The following is a 23488-nucleotide window of genomic DNA, read 5'->3' as shown; positions in this document are numbered from 1 at the left end:
GCGCCGGCGCTGACGCCGGCATGGGAAATCGTGAGGAACGCCGCCTATGCGTCCGACTCGCTCGCAGCCTCCTCTCCCGCCCATTACATTTATGCAAGCCGCTTTGCGCCGCTGTTCGATGCGGCAACGCATTATGCGCGCGAAAGCTTTTCGCCGGGGCGGCCGATCCTCGAAGGCGCCATTGAACTGACGCAGCGCATCCACGCCGACTTCGCCTATGATCCCGATGCGACGCATATTGCGACGCCGATCGCGCAGGCGTTCGAACGCCGCCGCGGCGTCTGCCAGGATTTCGCGCATATTATGATCGCGGCTTTACGCGGTCTCGGATTGGCGGCGTCCTATGTCAGCGGCTATCTTCGAACCTACGCAGCCCCAGGCCAGGCGCGGCTGGAAGGCGCGGATTCGACCCATGCGTGGGTTTCGGTGTGGTGCGGCCCGGAATTTGGCTTCTTCGACCTTGATCCCACAAACGCCATTGTGGTTGGAAACGACCATATCGCCATCGCCATCGGACGCGACTATGCGGATGTTTCGCCGATCGACGGCGTGATTATCGGCGCCGGCGACCAAGATCTGGATGTCAGCGTCGACGTCAAGGAAGCGGCGATTTAGGAAGAACGCCTTACCGCTTCTTTAAAGAAGCGCCTGTTCCTTCACCACCATACGTTGCGCGCGAATCCAGCCATAGAGTGACTGCATGCCCGCGCCGGTCTTGGCGGAGACTTCAACGATCACAGCGTCCGGATTGACGCGGAGAATATTCTCCCGCGCCTGCTCCATCGAAAAATCAAGATGCGGCAAAAGATCGATCTTGTTGAAGATGACGAGCTTCGCGGCGCTGAACATATGCGGATATTTGAGCGGCTTGTCTTCGCCTTCGGTCGTCGAAAAAATGACCGCCTTGGCGCGCTCGCCGAGGTCGAACAGCGCGGGACAGACGAGATTGCCGACATTTTCGATGAACAGGAGCGAACCGACGCTCGGCTTGAGTTCGGAAAGCGCGCGCGCGATCATCTCCGCGTCGAGATGGCAGCCGGCGCCGGTGTTGACCTGAACCACCGGCGCGCCCGCCGCGCGAATACGCTCGCCGTCATTTGACGTCGCCTGATCGCCCTCGATGACGAACAGCGGCAGCTCGCCTGAGAGGTCCGCGATGGCGCGCTCGAGGAGCGTCGTCTTCCCGGCGCCAGGCGAGCTGACGAGATTGAGCGCCACGATCTCGCGACCCGCGAGCCAGGCCCGACATTTGGCGGCGATCGCGTCGTTCTTCGCGAGAATGCGCGTTTCCAGGTCGACTCGATGATGGGAGTGATCGTGCGCGTGATCTTCATGGCTGTGGTCGTGCGCATGCGCATGGTCATGCCTGTGCGCATAATCATGATGCTCGTGATGATGTTCGCCATGAAAATGACCGTGGCCATGGTCCCCATGTGAATGGGCCACGCCGTCATGCTCGTGCAGCGCCGCGATCTCCGCGCGCGCGCCGGTCTGCAGATTGGTCATCGTGGTCCCCTGCCCTTGGCAGCCGCAGCTCGCGCACATTATACAGGCTCTTCAACTTCGATGCTTTTGATGTTCAGCTCTTCGCCGCGTAGACGCTGGAATTGACGAGAGCCGCACGGACACGCCGTCAGCATATCGGGCGTGGGAAACTCCGCGTCGCAGACCTCGCAGCGCGCCTCGGCGTCGACTTTACGGATGTCCAACGTCGCGTTTTCAACCGGGGTGCCGCGGGCGACTTCCGGAAAACAGAAGGCGACAGCTTCCGGCTCGACGCCCGACAATGTGCCGATCTCGAGCGTCACGCGGCGCACCGCCCGGCCCTCGGCGGCCTCAGACGCCAATTCGACGATGCTGCAGACGATTGAGAGCTCGTGCACGGCGGCTCCTTTAGCAGATGCGCGGCAGTTGCTCGCCGACCAGCATGTCGACGATGCGGCGGCCACCGAAAATCGTGCGCATGGTGACGCGGCCCGGTTCGCCCGCGACGACGCTGCCGATGATGGCCGACTGTCGGCCCAGCGGATGCGCGCGCATGGCCTCGAGCGCCTGTTCGGCCTCGTCGGGCGGTACAATTGTGACGATCTTGCCTTCGTTGGCGAGATAGAGCGGATCAAGTCCGAGAATTTCACAAAAACCGCGCACCTCGTTGCGCAGCGGCGTGGCGGCCTCGTCAATTTCGATGGCGACCTGTGCGGCTTCGGCGATTTCATTGAGCACGGTCGCCACGCCGCCGCGCGTCGGATCGCGCATGAATCGGATATTCGGCGCCGCATTGAGCAGGCTTGCGATAAGACCCTGCAGCGGCGCGCAATCGCTCTCGATCGGCGACTGCAACGCCATGTCGCCGCGCGCGCCAAGAATCGCCGCGCCGTGATCGCCGAGAAGTCCATTGACGAGCACGGCGTCGCCCAGTCGCGCGCGGTGCGCGCCAAGCTCAACGCCGGCGGCGACGACGCCAACGCCGGTCGTGGTGATGAACATCCGGTCGCAGGCGCCCTTGTTCACGACCTTGGTGTCGCCGGTGACGATCTTCACCCCGGCCTCCTGCGCCGTCGCCGCCATGGACCTGGCGATCTGCAGCAGAAAATCGATCGAAACGCCCTCTTCGATGATGACTGCGCAGGAAAGATAGAGCGGAAGCGCGCCGCCTACCGCGAGATCGTTCACCGTGCCGCAGACCGCAAGCTTGCCGATGTCGCCGCCGGGGAAGACCAATGGGTCGACGACGAACGAATCCGTCGTGAAGGCCAGCCGGTCGCCATATTGGGCGAGGTCCAGGAGATCGATCCGCGCAGAATCGTCGAGCGGCGTCAGCAGCGGATTGTCGAAGGCTTCGACGAACACGTCGTCGATCAAATCCTTCATCGCCTTGCCGCCGCCGCCATGCGCCAGCGTGACGGTCGGCACATGCACCTTGCCGCGCGCACGTCGGGGCGGGATGGAAATCATGTTCATGCGGCGCTCGCCTCGTCGTCGCGGCCCCGCTTTATGCCGCCATATTGGTAATAGGCCGCACATGCGCCCTCGGACGACACCATCAGCGCGCCGAGCGGCGTCTCCGGCGAGCAGGCGCGGCCGAAAACCTTGCACTGCCAGGGCTTGATGACGCCTTTGAGGACTTCGCCGCACTGGCAGGATTTGGGATCGGCTATTTTTGCATTCGGCACCGCGAATTTGCGCTCGGCGTCAAAGCCTGCATAGGCGTCGCGCACTTTGACGCCCGAGTGATCGATGGAGCCGAGCCCGCGCCATTCGAAGAATTCGCGCAGTTCATACACCTTCGCAACCGCCTGCAGCGCGACGGCGTTGCCTCCCGCCGGCGCGACACGCGCATATTGATTTTCGATCTCGCAGCGTCCCTGGTCGATTTGCCTCAGCAACATCCAGATCGACTGCAGGATGTCGAGAGGCTCGAATCCCGCGATCACCATCGGCTTTTTGTAGTAGCGCGCGATAAATTCGTAGGGCGCGTCGCCGATCACCATGGAGACATGGCCCGGCCCCAGAAACCCATCGAGTCGCAGATCAGGGCTGTCGAGAATTGCTTTGATCGTTGGGACGATGGTGATGTGATTGCAGAAGATCGAAAAGTTCCTGATCCCTTCGCGCTCCGCCTGCAACACGGTCAACGCCGTCGACGGCATGGTGGTCTCGAAGCCGATGCCGAAGAAGACGACCTCGCGCGTGGGATATTTACGCGCAAGCGCCAGCGCATCCATCGGCGAATAGACCATGCGCACGTCACAGCCGTCAGCCTTCGCCTGCAACAGACTCTTGCGTGAGCCCGGCACGCGCATGGCGTCGCCGAAGGTGGTGAAGATCACCTCCGGACGCTCGGCGATGGCGACGCAATCATCGACGCGTCCCATCGGCAGCACGCAAACAGGACAGCCGGGTCCATGCACTAACTCAATGGATTTCGGCAGCATGCCTTCGACGCCATAGCGGAAAATCGAATGCGTGTGTCCGCCGCAGACTTCCATGATCTGCAGCGGCCGACTTTGATCACGCCCGATGTGAGCAAGCAGCCGCTCGATCTCCTTGACCAAAACCTCCGCCTTCGTCCGATCGCGAAATTCATCGACATATCTCATGCCGCGACGTCCTTGCTTATGGCCGAGCCGCGATCGTCGGCGAGCAGCGTGTGAACGAGGTCCCAAAGAATGTGATAGGCGGCGATGTGACACTCCTGAATGCGATGGACAGACGTCGTGGGCACGACAAGACAATGATCGCAGACACCGGAAGCCATCCTCCCGCCGTCGCCGCCGCTAAAGCCAAGGGTCGTCAGACCCATTTCCCTCGCCTTCACGAAGGCGGCGATCAGATTTGCCGAATTGCCGCTGGTGGAGAGGCCGATTAGCCCGTCTCCCGCCCGGCCATGAGCGATGATCTGGCGCACGAAAATGTGCTCGAAGCCTACGTCGTTCCCCACGGCGGACGTCATCGCAACGTCAGCGGTGAGATTGATCGCCGCAAGCGCCGGCCGGCCTGCGGTGATCGGATGGAGGAACTCGACGGCGACATGGGATGCGTCGCAGCTCGAGCCGCCATTGCCCATGGTGAACAATCGGCCGCCGCGGCGATAAACGGCGGCGAGCGCCTTCGCCGCGTCGAGTAGGACCGGCGCCTGCTCGACGAAGAAACGCGCATTCGTCTCGCGCGACTCGCGCGCCTTTTCTACGATCGACTGCATCAAGCCCGTGTCGACGGCGGCAGGATCCTGCTCCTTGCCATGCAAAAACGGATAAAGGACCTCCAATGCGCTCTTACTGGTCATGATCCCTATTCCTCCGCCGCGACTGCGTCGGTGAGCGTTTGCATAGTCTCAAGTTCGGCTTGAAACTCGCCGAGCTCTCGCAACAATCTGAGCGTCTCCGCCGCCTCCGCTTCGTTGATCCGGCTCATCGCGAAACCGACATGGACGAGAACCCAATCGCCGACGCAGGACTCGACAGGATGGGTTTCATCCACGATGCAGCTGATGTTGATCTGCCGGCGCACCCCGCTCACGTCGACGGTCGCGACGAGATCGTCGGCATTGTCTATGCTAACGATGCAGCCGGGGATGCCGAGACACATGCGCCGTCCTTTCCATCTCTTGTCGTGTCGGTTCTCATTAGGTGCGCGGCGCCGATGGCGGCCTGGCCCAGCGAGAGCCCGCCATCATTGGCGGGCGCGCCAGCATGTGCGAGCACCGAGAAGCCAGCCTCGCACAAACCGTCATAGACGCCTTCGAAAAGCAGCCGGTTTTGAAAGCAGCCGCCCGACAGCGCCACCGTTTCAAAATGTCGCGCAGCCGCCAGTCGCATGGCGACTTCAGTGATTGACTGAGCCAGACCAAGGTGAAAACGGCGCGCAATGATCTGCGCCGAAACGCCCTGCCGCAGGTCATCGAGAATTGCGCGCCACATCGGCGCCGCATCGACGTCGATGAGTTCGGACTCGGAAATCCCAAGCGCATAGCCGCGCGTCTCGTTTGGCGCCGCCGCCGCAAGAGCCTCAAGTCGCGCTCCTGCTTCACCCTCGTAGGCCTGACGCTCGGCGCAGACGCCGAGCGCGGCGGCGACCGCATCGAACAGCCGTCCGCACGAGGAGGCGAGCGGCGAATTGAGGCCTTTCGCGATCATCCGGTCGATCGTGGCAAGCGGTTTGCCGTTCAAGGCGCTCCAATTGCAGGACGCAGAAAGCGTCGCATCGAACGCGGCCGCAGCCACAAGATGCGCATAGAGGTTTCGCCACGGTTCGCGCACCGCCTGTGCGCCGCCGGGCATGGCGACCGGCTTCAAACGCGCCAGTCGCTCGTAGCCAAGATAGTCGGCGAGCAGGAACTCGCCGCCCCATATCGCTCCGTCGTCGCCAAAACCCAATCCATCGAGCACGATGCCGAGCGCCGGCGGCGCGTCAAACGGTCGGCCATTCTCAGCAAGACAGGCGGCGATATGGGCATGATGGTGTTGAACCTCAATCAGCTGCGCGCCGAGTTTTTCGGCCTCGGCGCGTCCGAGTTTCGATGACAGATATTCCGGATGCCGGTCGACGACGATCGCCGACGGCGCGTGATCGAACAGGCTCCGATAGAGCGCCAAATTCTTTATGTAATCATCTAACGTCACCGCGTTCTCGAGATCGCCCTGATGCTGCGACAGGATCGCCTGAGCGTCCTTGACCAGGCAGAAGGTCGCCTTCAACTCTCCGCCCATCGCCAACAAATCGGGCGCATTCTCGAAGCCGCTGGGCAAGCGCAGCGGCGCGGGCGCGTAGCCGCGGGCGCGGCGAAGAACGCGCGATCTCCCGCTCATGACCCGTACGACCGAGTCGTCAACGCGATTGGCGATGGCGCGATTATGCGTCAACGCAAAAGACGCGATATCGGCAAGCTGTCGATACGCCTCCGCGTCGTCGACGACTGCGGGTTCGTCCGAGATGTTGCCGCTTGTCATCACGAGCGGATGTTCGAACTGATCGACGAGCAGGAGATGCAGCGGCGTCGTCGGCAACATGAAGCCGAGCGTGTCGAGCCCGGGCGCAACGGCCTCGGGCAGACGCTCCGGACCTGTTGCGCGTAGCAGCACGATCGGCACCTTGACGCTTGTGAGCTCGCGTTCCTCGAGCGCGTCGATTGCGCAGTAGCGCCGCATGACATCGAGATCGCGCGCCATCAGCGCGAAGGGCTTTGCGTCACGACGCTTGAGCCGCCGCAGGCGCGCCACCGCTTCCGGACTGGTCGCGTCGCACGCGAGATGATAGCCGCCAAGTCCCTTGACGGCGATGATCTCGCCCTGGGCGATAAGCCCAGCCGCAAGTTTGACCGCGTCTGCGTCGCCGTCGCGCGGAATTTTTGCTTGCCCGAAAGCAACAACCGACGCGGTCGGCCCGCAGGACTGGCAGGCCACCGCTTCTGCGTGAAAACGGCGATCATTCGGATTGCAATATTCCGCCGCACACGCCGCGCACAAGACGAAGGGCGCCATCGTTGTCGTCGCGCGGTCGTAGGGAATTGCCTTCACGATGCTGAGGCGCGGTCCGCAATGGGTGCAGTTGGTGAACGGATAGCGATAGCGGCGCTGGCCGGGATCGCGTAGCTCCGCTGCGCATGCGCCGCAGAGCGCCGCATCCGGCGCGACCTGGGTGCGGGCGGAGCCGCCGATGCTCTCGGCGATACGGAAATCTAGCGGCAGAATGCTGCTGTAGCGCCGCCTTTCGATGCTGTCGATATGCGCCAGCGGCGGCGGATCTCGTTCGATTCGTCGAAGCAGCGCAGCGATCCGCGACTGAGCGCCGCTGACGCGCACCAATACGCCCTCGCCGTCATTGAGAACCTCGCCGGCAAGCCCAAGTTCGCGCGCCATGCGCCAGACGGTCGGGCGAAAGCCGACGCCCTGAACGCGGCCGCGCACCCGAAATTCGAGCGCCTGCGATGGCTCTACCGCCGCGAAACTCATGATTGCCGTCGGCCTCACATGTTGCTGATCTTGATATAGCGATAGAGGTCCTTCGCATTCATGATCAGCAGTCCGAGGACGATAAGCCCCAGGACAATGCCTGCAATCTCCCATCCGCTCATGACGTTTCTCCCTTTTCCGATATCCGGCGCTAGCGCAAATTGCGCCATGTTACGCCGCCATCATTCCATCGATCAGCTCTTCTACCGTCTCGGCGGCGACGGCCACCGCCGCCGTGACAGGCTCGCTCAAACCCATGACGCCTTCCTCGCCGCCAAGCGTCAGCGGTTCGCACGCGACCAGGAGCACGCGCCGGCAACTTCCGCCGAGCGCCGACGCCAGACGAAGAACTTTCGTCGGATCGAGTTCATGCGGCGAAAGCGCCAGATCCTCGGGTGTGGTCGAGTCTCCCGCCTCGTTGAGGTCGGGTTCGACCACTGAGACGACGCCCGGCGCTTGCCCCCTCTGCGCCGCGTCAACGAGTATCACGGCGTCATAGCCATCCATCAGCGCATAAGTGAGATCGATTCCGCGAATGCCGAAATCGATCACTCTTACCCCGTCCGGGAGCGTGACCCCTGAGAGCCGGCGCGCCACCTCTACGCCGAAGGCGTCATCGCCATTAAAGATGTTGCCGACGCAAGCGACGAGGATCGACGTCATGGCCCATCCCCCGCAGCAATCGGCTCAATCTCCTCCTGACTGAAAAAGAAACGATGCCCGGGAAAGCCCGCTGCGCCGAGATCCCGGCCCGGATCATCGATCAACGTCACCGCGACATGGATCCGGTCCTCGAAATCGCGCTCGATCGCCTCGACGACCGCGATCTTGTCTGTGAGCGCGATATCCATGATGTCGCCGCCCGATTTTGGACGTAGCCGCACGCGAGCGCCGACACATAGGCTGCGTCCGCTATCGAGCAGCGAGACGAGGCGAAGCTTCTCATGGTCCCTACCCATCGGCGGCGGTTCAATTTGGCTGGCCTGAGAGGGGTGATCGCGCATGACGCCATGAAGCCGCGCCATGTCCTCAGCGGTCAGAGCATGTGTGCGCTCCAGAAGCGCGCGCGCACGGGCGTCGACGGACGCCATCTCGCGTTTCTCGGCGTCGGTCATCGCGAGGATGCGAAGCGTCAAGATTTCGTCGATCTCAGTGCCGTCGAAGAGGTCGCCGGGACTTTCCGGCGCGATCGCCGGATGATCATAGAGGATGATCGGCGAAGCGAGCATGGCGCTATTGTCCTGTCCCCCGACCAGCACCGGGAAAGCGCCGACATTTCGGCACTGCGCCGCAGCCTCCCGCAGATCGTCCGGAGGATCGAGCAACGAGACGAACGCGCCATCTTGAACGGTGAGGATTGCATGCGTTGAGGCAAAGGCGCGAAGTTGCGCCGCTGCGCGTTCCTCACGATCCGCGCCCGCAAGCGGCGTGACGTTGTCGATTCCTATCGTCAGCTTCCACAAATCGGGCGCCAGCCTTTCCGCCCTCGCCTCAACCACGCCCTGGATCTCATGTGACGTACGAATGAGAACGGCGGCGATGCAGCCGTCCTGCGCGCGTCGCACCGGCTCAATTTCGCGCGCGCCTTCGAAGCGGAACGGCAAGACAGCGGCTACCTCTTGGACATCGGCCGGCCGCAGCGGCCCTAAGGCGATCTCCCGTTCGACCGCCTCCTCCCAGGCCAGCAACTCCCGACCGTCGACACTGAGGCTCGGAACGCGCTTCAGCGCCGGTTCGCCTTCCTCCGGAAGCTCTTGCGCCGACGTCGTCAGCTGTCCGACCTCGCGCGTCATGACCTGCAAGAATCGAAAATGGACGTTGAATGCCGCGTGCTCTGCGCCCCGCAAGAGAACTTGCGTCTCCATGCGCGAGGCGTCCCTTTGTTGATCGAACGCCTTCGGAAAGACGCCCCCGATCGTCCAGCGCTGACGATTCTTTATTGACGACGGCCGATAGGGATAAAGGATGTAGCCCTCGTAAAGAACGGCGTTGGCGATCGCTCTGACGGAGTCGAGTTTCATGTCGCCTCCGCCGCTTTGGCTTCGAGTAGCGCCTGCAAGGCAAGTTCAAATGTCGGAAGTCCTTGCCGGCGCCGGTAACGGTCCAAATCGTCAAAAGCGTCGCGATGCAAACGGAGCCACATGCTCTGCGGATAATAATGCTCCATCATCGCGCGCCATGCGCCTAACGGCAGGCGATACGCGCACTCCTTGCTCCAATCAACTTGCTCGATCTGCAATCTGCCTTCGCTGTCGCGGTAAAAAATCGAACCGCTGAACAGAAAATTGAGCGGAACGTCGCCCTGCTCCAGGCCATGAAAATATTTCGTCGCTGCGATATTGAAGTCATAGCTGCATGGCGCCGGCAGATCGACCTTGCGCTCATGGTCGACGGCGGGAATAGAAACGCTCGCATGCGTCCAAAGAAGACTCCGCATGGTCTCGCCCCAGCGCGACGGCTGACCGAAAAGATCGGAAAGCCGATCATGCTCATCGCCCTCATAGCGCCGCCGCGCAGGCTGGATGCGGATCTGGCAGTTCAACATCACATTGAGAACGGGCAGATCAGGCGTCTTGTTTACGACATGCAATGCAAACAGCAGCAGCGGCGCCGCCGAATATTTCTCGACTTTGACGTCTTCGATGCGAAAGTCGAGATCAACCATGAACGGCGTCCTTCGTCTCGACGTCGTCTTGCAGATTGGTAAGATAGTCGCGGACAGCCTCCCAGACCTCTGCGCCGCCCGACAATCCGCGCCAATGCTTACGGATCAGCCCGATGAGCGCGTAGCAGCGATCAATCGAAACGAGATAGTATTCCCGTGCGCCATTCATTCGATTGACGAGCAACGCCTCGACGTCCGGATCAAGGTGGGCCAACATCGGATTAGCCGCGATCAGCCGCGACCAGCCATCGGCGGCAAAAGGAGACTCGATCGCTCCGGCCGGACCTGGATAGATCGCCACAGGACCCTGGGCCGGCGTGCTGCGGAACACGAAGGCGAGATCAATTGGGATGCGCAAACCCTCCCATTCGTCGTCGCTGAGATCGAAGTCGTGCAGCGCATCGGCGCGTGCCCGCAAGGCGGCAAAACGCTCTCCCCCTCCCAAGAGGAACGCACATTGGGGACAAGCGCAAAAGAACTTGCGTGTCGCGCGCTCGACCAAATGCGCGTGCCGAGAATCGATTGTCTTCGAGCAGAACTCGCAATGCTCTTCTTCCGTCGCGCGCACGAAGCGCCGCAGCCGAGACGCCCAATTCCCCGATTCGACTCTTTCCATGCTGTCGCGCCTCCCTCTTTCTAGGCGGCGGTTTCGGCGTAGAGCGTGGTCATGTCCAATTCGATCAAAATATCGTCGAGGTCGGGCGCCGCGTCGGTGAGCGCGTTCTCGATTTCCAGCCGCAACTGGTCGGTAGGTTCAGCAACGCCATTCCTTTGCAGCTGAACCATTGCAAAGGCCTTACTCGTGCTCATGAGGCTCACATGGAGGCCTCGCGCGCTCCATTGCGGCTGCATGCGCGCGATGACACCCTGTAGGCGATCCTCCACGCTCTGCGGATGTAGCCCGTGGAGGAGTAATATTGCCCGAAGGTCACGGTCCTCGACGATCTTCTCGAGTAAGGCGACGCCATCGTCCGATGCTGCGATGATAGCGCTGAGCCGCGCCAGCGAACGGGCGTGCAGGTCAATTACGAGCGCCAGCAACTCACGCGCCGTTTCGCGCCCCGTCGCGTCGGCGATGCTCTCCAGCGTCGCCATCAGCTTTTCCAGACGCGCCAGCGACTGCTCAAGCGTTTCCGACTCGCGCGCCTCTCCACTCATGGCGATTGCTTTCGCGATGCGCCGAACATGGGCGAATGCGTGGTCTTAACGGTCTTGCCGCCGCCCACATACATATGCACGCCGCATGGCAGACAGGGATCGAAACTGCGCACCGCGCGCATGATGTCGATGCCCTTAAACTTGTCCGGACCATTCTCTTCGAAGATTGGCGTGTTTTGAACCGCGTCCTCGTAGGGCCCGGGCGTTCCGAAATCGTCTCGCGGCGTCGCGTTCCACGGCGTCGGCGGATAGGGATGATAGTTGGCGATCTTTTTGTTTTTTATGACGAGATGATGCGACAGCACGCCGCGCACCGCCTCGTGGAAGCCACAGCCGATCGCCTCATCGGGAACTTCGAATGGCGTAAAGGTCTTTGTTCGGCCCGCCTGAATCTCTCCGAAGGCCTGCTCCAGGAAGTAATATGCCGCGGCGGCGCAGTAGGCTTGAAAATAGGTGCGCGCCCGATCGCGTTCGATGGCGTTGCTCCACTTTGGAACCTTCCATTCAAACTCCACTGCAGGCTTGAGCGCCGTCTTGGGGAGATTGATCTTCACGCTGTCGCCCGTGGCTTTGACATAGCCGTTCATGTCGACAAGCCCTGCCAGCGCCGTCGAGACCAGGCGCGCAAAGGCGCCGCCGCCGGTGTCGAGCGGCAAATGATCTCCGCTGTTCTTGTCGAGCCAGCGCGGGCACATCACCCAGGAGTAGTTCTTGTCGAAATCCCGCTTCTGCGGCCGCGGGATGGTCGTCTGATTCCATGGGTGCTTTTGGTCGACCGGATTGCCCAGCGGATCCGTCTTGACGAAGGTTTCACAATTGTCCCAGTCGTCATAGTAGGACTGCCCGCGCAATATGCGAATCTGCAAATTAATGTCGACGAGGTCGGTCGTGACAAGCTTGCCGTCGACGACAACGCCCGGGGTGACGAACATCTTCCGTCCCCAGTCTGTCATGTGCTTGTAGTTATAGTCGCAGTGGTTTGGATCCTGGAACGCGCCCCAGCACCCTAGAAGAATTCGCCGACGTCCGACCTCCTCGTAGCCGGGCAGCGCATCGTAAAAGAAGTCGAACAAATCATCGTGCAGCGGCACGCATTTTTTCATAAATTCGGCGTAGCGCACGAGGCGTGTCAGATATTCGGTAAAGAGCTGGTTCGACGGCACGGTGCCGACGCCGCCCGGATAAAGAGTGGAGGGGTGCACATGGCGCCCCTCCATCAGGCTGAACATCTCACGCGTGTATCGGCTTACAATCAATGTCTCACGATAGAATTCGCCTGAAAATGGATTGAGCGCGGTCATGATCTCGGCGATCGTGCGATATCCATGAGCACCCGCGTTCCGCGCCGGCGTCCGTTGCGCCTTTATCCAGACGCTTGGATTGGTTTCCTTGACCATCTGTTCGCAGAAATCGACCCCGACCAGATTGTCCTGAAAGATGTTGTGGTCGAACATATACTCCGCGGCTTCGCCGAGATTGATGATCCAATCGGCGAGCGGCGGCGGCTTAATTCCATAAGCCATATTCTGCGCATAGACAGAGCACGTCGCGTGATTGTCGCCGCAGATTCCGCAGATGCGGCTGGTGATGAAGTGGGAATCACGGGGATCTTTCCCCTTCATGAAAATGGCGTAGCCGCGAAAGATCGACGACGTGCTGTGACATTCGGCAACCCGCCGGTTCTCGAAATCAATCTTTGTAAAAATTCCGAGACTGCCAACAATCCGGGTAATCGGATCCCAATTCATCTCGACAAGATTGGGCGACGCTTTATGGGGGCTCGGAGACGCGGAGCGACGCGTTGCAAGGTCGACCATGATCGCAGTCCCTTACATTAGAGTGGATGAGTTTTGTTCGGCCGATCAGGATCGTACCCGGTGGTGTAGGACGGCTCCTTATTGCGCCACTTCGGCTCCTTGTTGAGCGTGTGATTGGTGATTTTGCGCAGATTGCGGATGAGCACGCCGTAGGGCTTGACCAGCACCGATGAAATGCGCGCGCCGGGCGGTTCGTCCATGAACGGCATGAACTTGTCGGGAAAGCCCGGCATGGTGCAGCCGATACAGATGCCGCCGACATTGGGGCACCCTCCAAGACCCGCGATCCAACCACGCTTGGGCACATTGCACTGAACGACAGGTCCCCAGCAGCCGATCTTCACCAAGCATTTCCGCGAGCCGTATTCTTGCGCGAAATCGGCTTCTTCGTAATAAGCGCCGCGGTCACATCCCTCATGAACCGTGGGACCAAACAGCCAGCGCGGGCGGCCGAGTCTGTCGACGGGAATCATCGGCGCCAGACCGGCGAGCTGGCGCAGCAGATAGAGAAATGTCTCCATGAAATTGTCGGGCTGGACAGGACAGCCTGGAACATTGACGATCGGGAGACCGGCTTTCGATTTCCACTCGGCGCCCAGATAGTCCTGAAGGCCCATGCAACCGGTTGGATTGCCTTTCATCGCGTGGATGCCGCCAAATGTCGCGCATGTTCCGGCGCCAATCACGGCAAGCGCCTTTGGCGCTAATCGGTCGATCCATTCGGTGGTTCTAATTGGCTGTCCGGTCGCCGCATCCGTTCCAACCGCCGCCCAATACCCATCGCCGCTCAGCTTCTCGTTCGGGATGGAGCCTTCGACGACAAGCACGAAGTTTTCGAGTTCGCCCCGCGCGCCTTGATGGAAGGCCTTCATGAAGTCGTCGCCCACTTCGTAGGAGAGCACTGCATTGTGCAAGCGCACCTTCGGTAGGCCGGGGATCGCTCCGAGGATAACGTCCTCTATGCTCGGTTCGCTGGCGGCGGTAATTGAGACCGAGTCGCCGTCGCAACTCAGTCCCGCCGTAAGCCAGAGCACGTCAAGCTCTTCGATTGTGGATGGAGGCCGATCTTGTCCTTTGGGAACTGGATGGGGGTCTGGAGCCATCGGTCAATCCTTTCACCAAAAGACGTGGCGACGGAAAATTCCAACCGAGGCTAACCTGCTCAGCTTTCGCATTTTTGGCTGCGAACAACGCAGCCATGCCGACGCGCAGCGGCGGCGTACAGGCCTGTCACGGCCGAAGGAAAACTCTGGAACTTGAGAAATGTTCCTATGAAGGAACGAAATGCACAGCTCGCAGACTGTGGCAGCAATTTTCAATTGGACGCGAGCGTCGCACTCGCATGTCTCGGCTCCAGCTCGAAATTGAAGGCGAGAGCGCGACTGAAGCGAGCCTTGAGCACGCTTCAGTCGCGAACTAGCGCTGCCGTAACTGACGCGGCTCGCACTCCAGCTCGAGCCTATTTTGCTTGGGCGAGGCCGATGAGATCGAAGTGGCGGTTGACGCCGGCATGGATGAGGTTGCCATTGAAGCGCGTCGAGCTTGATGCGCCATAGGCGTAAAGGCCGTTCGACTGGGCCGCGTAATTGAACCCTTGAGCAGCCCCGAGATCGTAGCGAAGGTAATCGACTTTGACGCTCCAATTTGGCGTGAACATCCATTCGACGCCGCCGCCCGCCGTCCAACCGATCAAGCTGTCCTGATAGGCGGGATTGACCAGCGTCTGGTTCGTGCCGCCAATGCGGCGAGTGAAAATCGCAGCGTTGGAAATGACGCCGCCATAGGCCATGCCGCCCGTGCCATAGAGGGCGAGCGTCGGGGTGACGAGATAGCCCAAGCGGCCGCGGATCGTTCCCAAATAATTGAGGGTCGCGGTGTGCTGCGCATAAGTGGCGAAGCTATTGCCGCCTCCCTGCGCGAGGGTCGCTTGCCACCGCGTGTCGGTGTTGCCCGAAACGCCGTGCAGATCCGCCTCGGCGCCGGCTAAGAAGCTGTCGGCGAACTTCCAATTGGCGCCGATCTGGAAACCGCCGATGAAGCCGGCGAGATGGTTCGTCTGGTCGATCGGCGTCGCGCTGGCGGCCACGGCTGGACTCGCGGCGGCGGCGCCGAATGGCCAAGGCTGCACGATCGACCGCGGGCTCGACCAAGCTCCACCGCCATTGAGACCGACGTAAACGTCAGACCAGCTTGGCGGCGGCGCAGGCGGCGGCGGAGGCCCCTCGGGCGAAAAGAGAGCGAGAAAATCCGAGCCCGGCGGCTTGGTGATCGGATTGCCGTCGCCAAAGGCATTGGCTGAGACCTCCAGATAGAAGAAGTCGGTCGGGCGCCCGGTCAGGCCATTCGTGGTCGTTGTCTGTCCGGAAAAAGATTGCGGGAAGAACGGCTGCAATGCGACCGGCGGCGCGAAGCTCGACGTAAACGAACCCGGCCAGAAGCGCGCGTAGCTCGCTGTCAGATTGATGAACTGATTCAGTTTATAGCGAATGCGCAAATCATATTCCGTGCCCATAAACGTGCCTCTGTTGCCGAGCGGAGCAAAGAGATTGGCGCGATCCCAGGCCGCCGCCGCGCTCGCCAGCCAATAGGCGCTGAACGCCGTATCGATCCGGAGATCTTTGAAAGGCGAAAATTCCAGCCGAGCCTTGGGCGCTTTGACGTTATTCCACGCGATATAATCGTTGCGTGAGAAAGGCTGGTTGAAGCCATAGAAGATATCGAAGGTCTGATTGACGCTGTCGAAAGGACTCTTATTGCCCGAGCCATAGGCGTAGTTGGCGCTGATCCGCGGTTTCCACGGATGGTCTGAAAACGTATAGCCAGCCTCGAATGCATAGGCGATGGCGTCGTGCTGGACGGTCGTTTGGATGGCGTTGCGACGCGCGCCGAGATCGCGGAATTCGCCGGTTTCGCCAAACTGCTTGTTGATGTCGAAGTCGTAATCAAAGTCGTTGATCACGCCATAGACGCGCAGGCCGGGCGCATAAGTGTCGCGATGAAACTTCAGCGCGTTCGAGACGTTGAGCGGATCCCCATATTGCTTGCGGCCCAAGAAATAAGGCTGGATCGTCGCATATTCCGACCAGCGGCGGATACTGAACACGCTGCCGTAGATCCAGTTCTGCCAGTCAGGTCGGTCGAACTGATCTGGATAACGAATAACCGGCCGCATCAGGAAACTGTCGATATCCCAGTCATTATCCTTCTTGCCGATTTTGATCCGGAAGCCGTCAAAGTTGTTGGTCGTGTTGCGGAACTCGTTCTCGGCGATCAATCGTCTGTCGAGCAGCTCGAAGTGGAAGCGTCCGGCGCGAAGGGTCAGCGGCCGATCATTGCCGAGATCGTCCTTGCCGAAGGCGTCCTTGAAATAAAGTTCGCCATAGCCGGAAATGAGCTCCGTCTGATTAATCTCCTGTCCCTGCAACTGATAGATGCTGTTATAGGCGCGCGAGTCCTGGAGCTCGAGGACGAAACGAAACGGATCGAGAATATTCTGCACGCCCAAATAGGCGCGCGTCCGCGACAACCATAGCGAGTTGGGGAAATATCTTCGCTGCGACGTCGGCGGATTGGTCGTCGTATTCGTCCAAGGCCGATAGTCGTCCTTGCGATATTCGAAACGCACGCGCGAATCGAGACCGACGTTCAGCCAGTCAATACCTTCGAATTCCTTGTAGGTCTTAGCCAGATTGCGCACATAGGGCGGAATGTCGGGTTGCGGCTCCAAACGATAGCCGCGGGTCGGCACGTAGTAGCTCTTCTTCACCAGCGGCGCCGCCGGCGCCCCGGGACCAGCAGCGACACCCGCGCCATTGGTCTTCGCCTTCACTGACCCTTTTTCCAGCGCGGCTGTTTTTGCGCCGCTATCCGATTGCCCCCCTTTTCCCGAAACTTCCTGAGAGGGCGCTTTGTCTTCGGCGTCCGCTATTTCGGGAACGCTAAGGGCAGCGCCGACAACGGCGCCAAACGCAGCTAACCTTAACTTCTTTCTGTTTTTGCTCGTCGACATCGACTTTTGTCCCGTATCGCTTAACCCAACTCCGATTGGCGCGCCTTGGGCGACGGACCGATATGTAAACCGTATACATATCGGATATGCCGTCGCGGCCGATCTGTTAAGCTCATGTTTTAGTCAACTCGATTTTTCGACTTGCGCTGTTGCGACAGAGCCACAGTAAACGCCGCAACTGCAGCCCGCGCCTTAATTTTCGCTTCGACATTCCCGCTCTCTCTCGTCCGCGAAGGTAGTGTCCTCTGCGAACTATTTTCCGTCTACGCCGCAAGAGGCAGTAAAGCGAAAGCGTGTCTTTTTGTCTATAGATTTAGTAGACCACTAGCTATATCGAGCGGAACCGTTGCCGTAATGTCACAGTCTGGCTGATTGGACGCCGCATAGCGACAGCGGCCAGACCGCCGCCTATTTCTGCAGGGTGAAGAAGAGGCGCGGATACCGCAGAAGCACTTTGCCGTCCGGTTGCCGCGGATAGGCCTGTGCAAGCCTCGCTCTGTACCGCGCAAGAAATTCGACGCGCTCATTTGCATCGAGCAAGTCGAGGAAGGGACGAAGGCCCGATCCTTCGAACCACTCGACCACGCCGTCAGGGCCGTCGAGCGGGTGGACATAGACCGTCTGCCAAATGTCGATCGTGCTGCAGAGCGGCGCGAGCAGATTGTAATATTCCTCGAGCGGCCCGAGCACCATAATCGACTTGGCGATTGGAAGCAGTCGCGGCGCCCAGGGGCCGTCCGCCGCCACCATGCGCATCGCCGCGTGCGAAAGCTCATGCGTATTGTTTGGCATTTGGACGGCGAGGCGTCCCCCGGGCCGCAAATAACTCAAAAGCCTTGTCATCAACGCTCGATGATCGGGAAGGAAATGCAGCGCCGCATTGGCGAAGATAAGATCGGCGGGCTGCGAAGGCCGCCAATGCGCGATGTCCTGCTTAATAAAAGTTGCGGTGGGCGTGCGCGCGCGGGCGACCGATAGCATATTGTCGGATTTGTCGATCCCGATGATGTCGGCGTCGGGAAAGCTCATCGCGAGGAGCTGCGTGCTGTTTCCGGGTCCGCATCCGAGGTCAAAAACCGCTCGCGTGTCGCAATAAGGCACGTGCGCAAGCAGGTCGCGGGCGGCGCGCGTGCGCTCCGCTTCGAATTTCAGATAGAGCGCCGAATTCCAGTCGTTTGTCGCGCGCCTTTCATCGATCCCGTCAGCAAGCGCGGGACTCAAATGCCGTCTCCGGCGTTGACATAGTCGCCGTTCTCGTCCGCCGGAAAGATGCGGGCCTTCGCCAGCGAGAGCGGAACGCGGCCGCCGAGCGAAGCCGAACGTTCGAGCGGCGAGTCGATCTCAAGCGTTTGATCATAGCCGTCGATGGCGATCGTGGCGCGAACGCCGGCAGGCGTGCGCCGCAGGCTCTCGACGCGACCTTCAAGGTCGCCGCTCCCTTCAGCGGCGACGGCGATATCGGCCGGTCGGAAGAAGACCCTCGCCGGCCCGCTGCGCAGGCCGTGGGTGTCGATATGCAATTCGCGGCCGCCGAACGTCACATGGCCGTCGGCGATGGTGACGGGCAACGCGACCGCTTCGCCAACGAAGGAAATGACGAACGGCGAAGCCGGACGGTCGTAAAGCTCTTCAGGCGTGCCAATCTGTTCGATGCGGCCTTCGTTGAGCACGACGACGCGATCGGCAAGCTCCATCGCTTCATCCTGATCATGCGTGACGAAGACCGTCGTCAATCCCGTCTGCTTATGGATGTCGCGCAGCCAGCGGCGCAAATCCTTGCGCACGCGCGCGTCAAGCGCGCCAAAAGGTTCATCGAGCAGCAGCACGCGCGGCTCGATGGCGAGCGCGCGCGCGAGCGCGACGCGCTGACGTTGGCCGCCGGAGAGCTGCGCCGGATAGCGGCCGCCAAGTCCGTCAAGCTGCACGAACTGTAGAAGCTCCGTGACGCGCGCCTTGATCGCCGCCCGCGATGGACGCGTTCGCCTTGGACGAACTCGCAGACCGTAGCCGATATTGTCGGCGACGGTCATATGTTTGAAGAGCGCATAGTTCTGAAACACCATGCCCACATGGCGGTCCTGCACGGGGAGATTGGTCGCGTTCTCGCCGTCGAACAGAACGCGCCCGCGATCGGGAGAATTGAGGCCCGCGATCACGCGCAACAGCGTCGTCTTGCCCGAGCCCGAAGGGCCGAGCAGAGCGACAAGTTCGCCAGGCTGAATGTCAAGGCTGACGTCGCGCAAGGCCGGAAAGGCGCCGAAATCCTGCTCGACTCCCTCAATGCGAATGGAAGCTCCGCGCTTGCTCGCTTCAGTGGCGGCGAGCGCGTCCGGAGAGCGCGTCGGCGTGACGCCATTCGAGGAACGTCTTGAGCCCGAGTGTGACAAGCGCCAAGCCTGCAAGAAGAACCGCGAGCGCGAAAGCGGCGACATTATTGTACTCATTGTAGAGTATCTCCACCTGAAGCGGAATTGTGTTGGTCAAGCCGCGTATGTGACCCGATACGACCGAAACGGCGCCGAACTCGCCCATGGCGCGGGCGTTACAGAGCAGCACGCCGTACAGCAGGCCCCATTTAATGTTGGGCAGCGTTACGGTCAGAAAAGTCTTGAAGCCGGAAGCGCCGAGCGTGAGCGCCGCCTCCTCCTCAATCTTGCCCTGCTCCTCCATCAACGGAATGAGTTCGCGCGCAACGAAAGGAAAGGTGACGAAGATCGTCGCCAGCACGATGCCGGGCACGGCAAAGATGATCTGCACGCCATGAGCCGCGAGCCATGGGCCGAAGAGGCCCTGGCCGCCGAACACCAGCACATAGACGAGGCCGGCGACGACCGGCGATACGGAGAACGGAAGATCAATCAGCGTGATGAGAACGCTCTTGCCGGGAAAGGAAAATTTGGCGATTGACCAGGACGCCGCGAGTCCAAACACAAGATTGGCCGGCACGGCGATCGCCGCGACAAGAAGCGTCAGACGGATCGCCGCGCGCGCGTCTGGATCGTCGAACGCTGTAAGAAAGGGTCCGATCCCTTTGCTGAAGGCTTCAACGAAGACGATTGCAAGCGGCGCCAGAAGGAAGATGGCGAGAAACAGCACCGCGGTCGCAATGAGGGCGTAGCGCGCAAACGACGAGTCCTGCGTGACCGGCCGAAAATTGACGCCGCGTCGGCTGCCGCTGGACGTGACTGCGATCTCAGACATGGCCAAATCTCCTGCGGCTCCAAGCCTGGACCAGATTGATGAGAAGCAGCGCGGCGAAGGAAATCGCCAGCATGATCGTCGCGATTCCGGTCGCGCCGGGGACATCATATTGTTCAAGCTTCACGACGATGAGCAGCGGCGCGATCTCAGAGACATATGCGATATTGCCGGCGATGAAGATCACGGATCCATATTCCCCAATGGCTCTGGCGAAGGCGAGCGCGAAGCCGGTAAGCAGCGCCGGCGCCAAAGGCGGCAGCATCACACGGATGACGGTTTGCAGCCGACCCGCGCCAAGAGTGGCGGAAGCCTCCTCCAACTCCACTTCGAGTTCCGAAATAATCGGCTGCACCGTGCGCACAACGAAGGGCAAGCCAATGAAGATGAGCGCGACCAGAATGCCCCAGCGGGTGAAGGCGATCTTGATATCGTAATCGGCGAGCGGCGCGCCGAACCATCCGTTTGGCGAATAGAGCGCCGCAAGCGAAATGCCGGCGACGGCCGTCGGCAACGCGAAGGGCAGATCGACGAATGCGTCGAGCAGCCGACGGCCGGGAAAATCGTATCGCGTGAGCACCCAGGCGACGATGAGGCCAAAGAACAGGTCGACGACCGCGGCCGCGAAGGAAATGAAGAATGTCGTACGCAGCGAAGCGGCGACGCGCGGCTCCGAGGCGATCGCATAGAGGCCGGAAAGTCCCAGTCCCGATGACTGCCAGATGAGCGTGGCGAGCGGAAAGAGGACGATCACGCCAAGATAGATCAGCGTATAGCCGAAGGTCAGGCCGAAGCCTGGAATGACGCTCGGCGCCGTGAAGCGCCGAGCGTTTTTGCCGACAAGGCTCGGGGAGGTCACCTTGTCAGCTCTTGTTTCTGGATGTCGTCGAAAATGCCGCCGTCGGCGAAATGTTTCTTTTGCGCCGCCGCCCAGCCGCCGAACGTTTTATCGACGGTGATGAAATCGATCTTGGCGAATTTCTTTACGTCGTCCTTCGCCGCATATTCGGGATGAACGGGACGATAGAAATTGCGTGCGATGATCGCCTGCGCCGGCGGCGAATAGAGGAAGTCGAGATAGCTTTCGGCGAGCTGCCTGTTGCCTTTGGCGTCAGCGTTGGCGTCAACGACGGCGACCGGCGGCTCGGCTAGAATGGACTGCGGCGGCGTCACGATCTCGAACTTGTCAGCGCCAAATTCCTTCAGCGCAAGAAAGGCTTCGTTCTCCCATGCAAGGAGCACGTCGCCGATGCCGCGCTGGGCGAAAGTGATCGTCGAGCCTCGGGCGCCCGTGTCCATGACCGGCGCGTTCCTGTAGATCGCCTTCACGAAATCTTTGGTCTTGGCTTCATCGCCGCCGAACTTCTTCAGCCCATAGCCCCAGGCCGCAAGATAATTCCAGCGCGCGCCGCCGGAGGTTTTGGGGTTGGGCGTGATCACCGCCACGCCGGGCTTGGCCAGATCGTCCCAATCCTTGACGGCTTTCGGATTGCCCTTGCGGACGAGAAACACGATCGTCGACGTATAGGGCGACGAGTTATTCGGTCGGCGCTTTTGCCAATCGACCGGAATTTTGCCGCTCTTGCTGGCGATCGCGTCGATGTCGGCGGCGAGCGCCAGCGTCACGACATCGGCGTTCAGCCCCTCGATCACCGCGCGCGCCTGCGCGCCCGAGCCGCCATGCGATGCCTGAATTTCGATGGTTTCGCCGGTCCGGGCTTTCCAGTCCGCTGCGAAGGCGGGGTTGATCGCCTTGTAGAGCTCGCGCGTCGGGTCATAGGAGACGTTCAGGAACGTCTGGCCCGCTTGAGAATGCGCGCTCGCCAGCATCGTGAGCGCAACCAAGCCCCCTAAAATTCCCAGACCCAGACTCTTCTGCAATCTCTCGCTCATGGTGACGCCCTCCAGTAGTCTATAAAAACGCTAGCATGAGTAGATTGATGGGGCAAGGCGAAAAAGCCCGCGTCAAGCTGGCCTGTTTGGCGTCAGCGAAATTTGGAGTTGGACGGCCGCGAAGGAAAGCCTACCAGCGCAGCACTGCGCCGCCCCAGGTCATTCCCGCGCCGATCGCCATCATGGCGATAACGTCGCCCTTTTTCAGCTTTCCGGCGCGATTCGCCTCATCGAGCGTGATCGGCATCGAGGCGCTCGACGTATTGCCGTAGCGGTCAATGTTGATCCAGCATTTCTCGAAGGGAACGCCGAGATTCTGCATCGCGGATTCGATGATGCGCTTATTCGCTTGGTGGGCGATCACGTGATTGACGTCGGCGGCGGTCAGACCGGCGGCTTCAAGCGTGTCGCCGACCACTTCAGGCAACAGGCGCGTCGCCACCTTATAGACCTCGCGCCCGCGCATCTTGATTTTTCCGGCCTTTTCTTCAAGCATTTCGGCAGATGGCGGGCGACGGCTGCCGCCGCCATAGATGCCGAGAATCCCCGTCATTGAACCGTCCGTCCGCAGGCTCGCGGCGAGCAGGCCGCGCCCTTCTTCTTCGCTGGCGCCGAGCAAAATCGCGCCAGCGGCGTCGCCGAACAGCACGCATGTCTCGCGATTGGTCCAATCGACGAAGCGGCTGAGAGTCTCGGCGCCAATCACCAGCGCGCGCTTCACCTTGCCGCTTCTGATGAACTGGTCGGCGATGGACAGCCCGTAAAGAGAACCGGCGCAGGCCGCGCCGACGTCGAAAGCGAAGGCGTTCTTCGCGCCGAGCTGCGCCTGAACAAACGACGCGCAGGACGGCGTCGGCGTGTCGCCTGTCACCGTGCACACGACGATCATGTCGACGTCGTCCGGCTTTACGCCAGCGAACTGCAGCGCCTCGCGCCCTGCGGCCGCGGCCAGATCCGATGTGGCCTCATGCTCTGCGGCCACTCGGCGCTCTTTGATGCCGGTGCGGCTGACGATCCACTCATTGTTCGTCTTGACGATTTTCTCGAGGTCGGCATTGGAGATGACGCGCTGCGGCGCATAAGACCCAGTTCCAAGAACTATCGAATTCGTCAAGACGTGGCGCTTCCTTCTGAGACGGCGTGGCTGAAGCTCGTAGCGAGGCGCTATTCATTAAGAGCGGCTCAGGCCGAGCGCAAATTTTTATTTTTGAGCTCCGGCAAAGGCCCTCATCGTCGCTGACTTATTGGCTTTTTTGCGCCAGCGCAGAAACATCTCCCAGAACACGGGCCTCAATTC

General features: G+C 60.9%; 22 protein-coding genes. 1 reads left to right on the top strand and 21 read right to left on the bottom strand.

The features are described 5' to 3' along the window. Positions 1–615: transglutaminase-like domain-containing protein (locus NEI07_RS07990; RefSeq protein WP_256033882.1), on the top strand; the 615-nt coding region annotated here is incomplete at its 5' end. A 21-nt stretch (positions 616–636) separates the two neighbouring features. Here the strand turns inward: NEI07_RS07990 and hypB are convergent. The 21 genes from hypB to NEI07_RS07885 all read right to left on the bottom strand — a co-directional run bounded on the left by hypB (position 637) and on the right by NEI07_RS07885 (position 23305). Continuing rightward, the gene (gene hypB, locus NEI07_RS07985) at positions 637–1545 is read right to left on the bottom strand and encodes a hydrogenase nickel incorporation protein HypB (protein ID WP_256033881.1); all 909 of its coding nucleotides are present in this window, start codon (positions 1543–1545) and stop codon (positions 637–639) included. After that, a complete protein-coding gene (gene hypA / locus NEI07_RS07980; RefSeq protein ID WP_256033880.1) occupies positions 1545–1883 on the bottom strand; it encodes a hydrogenase maturation nickel metallochaperone HypA in 339 nt (112 codons plus the stop codon). The genes hypB and hypA overlap by 1 nt, the downstream gene beginning before the upstream one ends. Positions 1884–1893: 10 nt before the next feature. Beyond that, positions 1894–2961 carry a hydrogenase expression/formation protein HypE gene (gene hypE, locus NEI07_RS07975; RefSeq protein WP_256033878.1) on the bottom strand — a complete coding sequence of 356 codons (1068 nt, stop codon included), beginning with the start codon at positions 2959–2961 and terminating at the stop codon, positions 1894–1896. Next, the gene (hypD, locus tag NEI07_RS07970; RefSeq protein ID WP_256033876.1) at positions 2958–4100 is read right to left on the bottom strand and encodes a hydrogenase formation protein HypD; all 1143 of its coding nucleotides are present in this window, start codon (positions 4098–4100) and stop codon (positions 2958–2960) included. Before hypD ends, hypE begins: the two co-directional genes overlap by 4 nt. Further along, positions 4097–4786 (bottom strand): D-sedoheptulose-7-phosphate isomerase, encoded by a 690-nt coding sequence (locus tag NEI07_RS07965; protein WP_256033873.1) that lies wholly within the window; start codon positions 4784–4786, stop codon positions 4097–4099. Before NEI07_RS07965 ends, hypD begins: the two co-directional genes overlap by 4 nt. Positions 4787–4791: 5 nt before the next feature. Continuing rightward, positions 4792–5088: a HypC/HybG/HupF family hydrogenase formation chaperone gene (locus NEI07_RS07960; RefSeq protein ID WP_256033872.1), complete on the bottom strand. Its 297-nt coding sequence runs from the start codon at positions 5086–5088 to the stop codon at positions 4792–4794. Beyond that, positions 5052–7451: a carbamoyltransferase HypF gene (gene hypF / locus NEI07_RS07955; protein ID WP_256033870.1), complete on the bottom strand. Its 2400-nt coding sequence runs from the start codon at positions 7449–7451 to the stop codon at positions 5052–5054. The genes NEI07_RS07960 and hypF overlap by 37 nt, the downstream gene beginning before the upstream one ends. Positions 7452–7622: 171 nt before the next feature. Further along, the gene (locus tag NEI07_RS07950) at positions 7623–8114 is read right to left on the bottom strand and encodes a hydrogenase maturation protease (RefSeq protein WP_256033869.1); all 492 of its coding nucleotides are present in this window, start codon (positions 8112–8114) and stop codon (positions 7623–7625) included. After that, positions 8111–9472, bottom strand: a complete 1362-nt coding sequence (locus NEI07_RS07945; protein WP_256033868.1) for a hypothetical protein — start codon at positions 9470–9472, stop codon at positions 8111–8113. The genes NEI07_RS07950 and NEI07_RS07945 overlap by 4 nt, the downstream gene beginning before the upstream one ends. Next, a complete protein-coding gene (locus tag NEI07_RS07940) occupies positions 9469–10116 on the bottom strand; it encodes a DUF6084 family protein (protein ID WP_256033867.1) in 648 nt (215 codons plus the stop codon). The genes NEI07_RS07945 and NEI07_RS07940 overlap by 4 nt, the downstream gene beginning before the upstream one ends. Beyond that, the gene (locus NEI07_RS07935) at positions 10109–10732 is read right to left on the bottom strand and encodes a DUF5947 family protein (RefSeq protein ID WP_256033866.1); all 624 of its coding nucleotides are present in this window, start codon (positions 10730–10732) and stop codon (positions 10109–10111) included. The genes NEI07_RS07940 and NEI07_RS07935 overlap by 8 nt, the downstream gene beginning before the upstream one ends. 20 nt (positions 10733–10752) lie before the next feature. Further along, positions 10753–11211 carry a nitrogen fixation protein NifU gene (locus NEI07_RS07930; RefSeq protein WP_256033865.1) on the bottom strand — a complete coding sequence of 153 codons (459 nt, stop codon included), beginning with the start codon at positions 11209–11211 and terminating at the stop codon, positions 10753–10755. 59 nt (positions 11212–11270) lie between these two features. Further along, positions 11271–13022 carry a nickel-dependent hydrogenase large subunit gene (locus NEI07_RS07925; protein WP_256033885.1) on the bottom strand — a complete coding sequence of 584 codons (1752 nt, stop codon included), beginning with the start codon at positions 13020–13022 and terminating at the stop codon, positions 11271–11273. Positions 13023–13108: 86 nt separating this feature from the next. Continuing rightward, positions 13109–14194: an NADH-quinone oxidoreductase subunit B family protein gene (locus NEI07_RS07920; protein ID WP_256033862.1), complete on the bottom strand. Its 1086-nt coding sequence runs from the start codon at positions 14192–14194 to the stop codon at positions 13109–13111. A 356-nt stretch (positions 14195–14550) separates the two neighbouring features. Further along, positions 14551–16920, bottom strand: coding sequence for an alginate export family protein (locus tag NEI07_RS07915; protein WP_256033861.1), 2370 nt, complete (start codon positions 16918–16920; stop codon positions 14551–14553). A 588-nt stretch (positions 16921–17508) separates the two neighbouring features. Beyond that, complete coding sequence (tam, locus tag NEI07_RS07910; RefSeq protein WP_256033860.1) at positions 17509–18321, bottom strand: trans-aconitate 2-methyltransferase; 813 nt, start codon at positions 18319–18321, stop codon at positions 17509–17511. Then, on the bottom strand, positions 18318–19487 hold the full coding sequence (locus NEI07_RS07905) for a sulfate/molybdate ABC transporter ATP-binding protein (RefSeq protein ID WP_305123660.1): 1170 nt from the start codon (positions 19485–19487) through the stop codon (positions 18318–18320). Before NEI07_RS07905 ends, tam begins: the two co-directional genes overlap by 4 nt. Then, a complete protein-coding gene (gene cysW / locus NEI07_RS07900; RefSeq protein ID WP_256033859.1) occupies positions 19411–20301 on the bottom strand; it encodes a sulfate ABC transporter permease subunit CysW in 891 nt (296 codons plus the stop codon). The genes NEI07_RS07905 and cysW overlap by 77 nt, the downstream gene beginning before the upstream one ends. Continuing rightward, on the bottom strand, positions 20294–21157 hold the full coding sequence (cysT, locus tag NEI07_RS07895; RefSeq protein ID WP_256033858.1) for a sulfate ABC transporter permease subunit CysT: 864 nt from the start codon (positions 21155–21157) through the stop codon (positions 20294–20296). The genes cysW and cysT overlap by 8 nt, the downstream gene beginning before the upstream one ends. Then, positions 21154–22191 (bottom strand): sulfate ABC transporter substrate-binding protein, encoded by a 1038-nt coding sequence (locus tag NEI07_RS07890; RefSeq protein WP_256033857.1) that lies wholly within the window; start codon positions 22189–22191, stop codon positions 21154–21156. Before NEI07_RS07890 ends, cysT begins: the two co-directional genes overlap by 4 nt. Before the next feature lie 130 nt (positions 22192–22321). Next, complete coding sequence (locus tag NEI07_RS07885) at positions 22322–23305, bottom strand: beta-ketoacyl-ACP synthase III (RefSeq protein WP_256033856.1); 984 nt, start codon at positions 23303–23305, stop codon at positions 22322–22324. Positions 23306–23488 lie beyond the last annotated feature (183 nt).

The sequence above is a fragment of the Methylocystis suflitae genome (genome assembly GCF_024448135.1).
GTDB classification, from domain to species: Bacteria; Pseudomonadota; Alphaproteobacteria; order Rhizobiales; family Beijerinckiaceae; genus Methylocystis; species Methylocystis suflitae.
This window is presented reverse-complemented; position numbering and strand designations above follow the sequence as displayed.

Excerpts from the sequence above, each read along its gene's own strand:
- hypB (WP_256033881.1), bottom strand. The coding sequence starts at position 1,545 with ATGTGCGCGAGCTGCGGCTGCCAAGGGCAGGGGACCACGATGACCAAT.
- hypE (WP_256033878.1), bottom strand. The coding sequence starts at position 2,961 with ATGAACATGATTTCCATCCCGCCCCGACGTGCGCGCGGCAAGGTGCAT.
- hypD (WP_256033876.1), bottom strand. The coding sequence starts at position 4,100 with ATGAGATATGTCGATGAATTTCGCGATCGGACGAAGGCGGAGGTTTTG.
- NEI07_RS07965 (WP_256033873.1), bottom strand. The coding sequence starts at position 4,786 with ATGACCAGTAAGAGCGCATTGGAGGTCCTTTATCCGTTTTTGCATGGC.
- NEI07_RS07960 (WP_256033872.1), bottom strand. The coding sequence starts at position 5,088 with ATGTGTCTCGGCATCCCCGGCTGCATCGTTAGCATAGACAATGCCGAC.
- hypF (WP_256033870.1), bottom strand. The coding sequence starts at position 7,451 with ATGAGTTTCGCGGCGGTAGAGCCATCGCAGGCGCTCGAATTTCGGGTG.
- NEI07_RS07950 (WP_256033869.1), bottom strand. The coding sequence starts at position 8,114 with ATGACGTCGATCCTCGTCGCTTGCGTCGGCAACATCTTTAATGGCGAT.
- NEI07_RS07945 (WP_256033868.1), bottom strand. The coding sequence starts at position 9,472 with ATGAAACTCGACTCCGTCAGAGCGATCGCCAACGCCGTTCTTTACGAG.
- NEI07_RS07940 (WP_256033867.1), bottom strand. The coding sequence starts at position 10,116 with ATGGTTGATCTCGACTTTCGCATCGAAGACGTCAAAGTCGAGAAATAT.
- NEI07_RS07935 (WP_256033866.1), bottom strand. The coding sequence starts at position 10,732 with ATGGAAAGAGTCGAATCGGGGAATTGGGCGTCTCGGCTGCGGCGCTTC.
- NEI07_RS07930 (WP_256033865.1), bottom strand. The coding sequence starts at position 11,211 with ATGGCGACGCTGGAGAGCATCGCCGACGCGACGGGGCGCGAAACGGCG.
- NEI07_RS07925 (WP_256033885.1), bottom strand. The coding sequence starts at position 13,022 with ATGAATTGGGATCCGATTACCCGGATTGTTGGCAGTCTCGGAATTTTT.
- NEI07_RS07920 (WP_256033862.1), bottom strand. The coding sequence starts at position 14,194 with ATGGCTCCAGACCCCCATCCAGTTCCCAAAGGACAAGATCGGCCTCCA.
- cysW (WP_256033859.1), bottom strand. The coding sequence starts at position 20,301 with ATGTCTGAGATCGCAGTCACGTCCAGCGGCAGCCGACGCGGCGTCAAT.
- NEI07_RS07890 (WP_256033857.1), bottom strand. The coding sequence starts at position 22,191 with ATGAGCGAGAGATTGCAGAAGAGTCTGGGTCTGGGAATTTTAGGGGGC.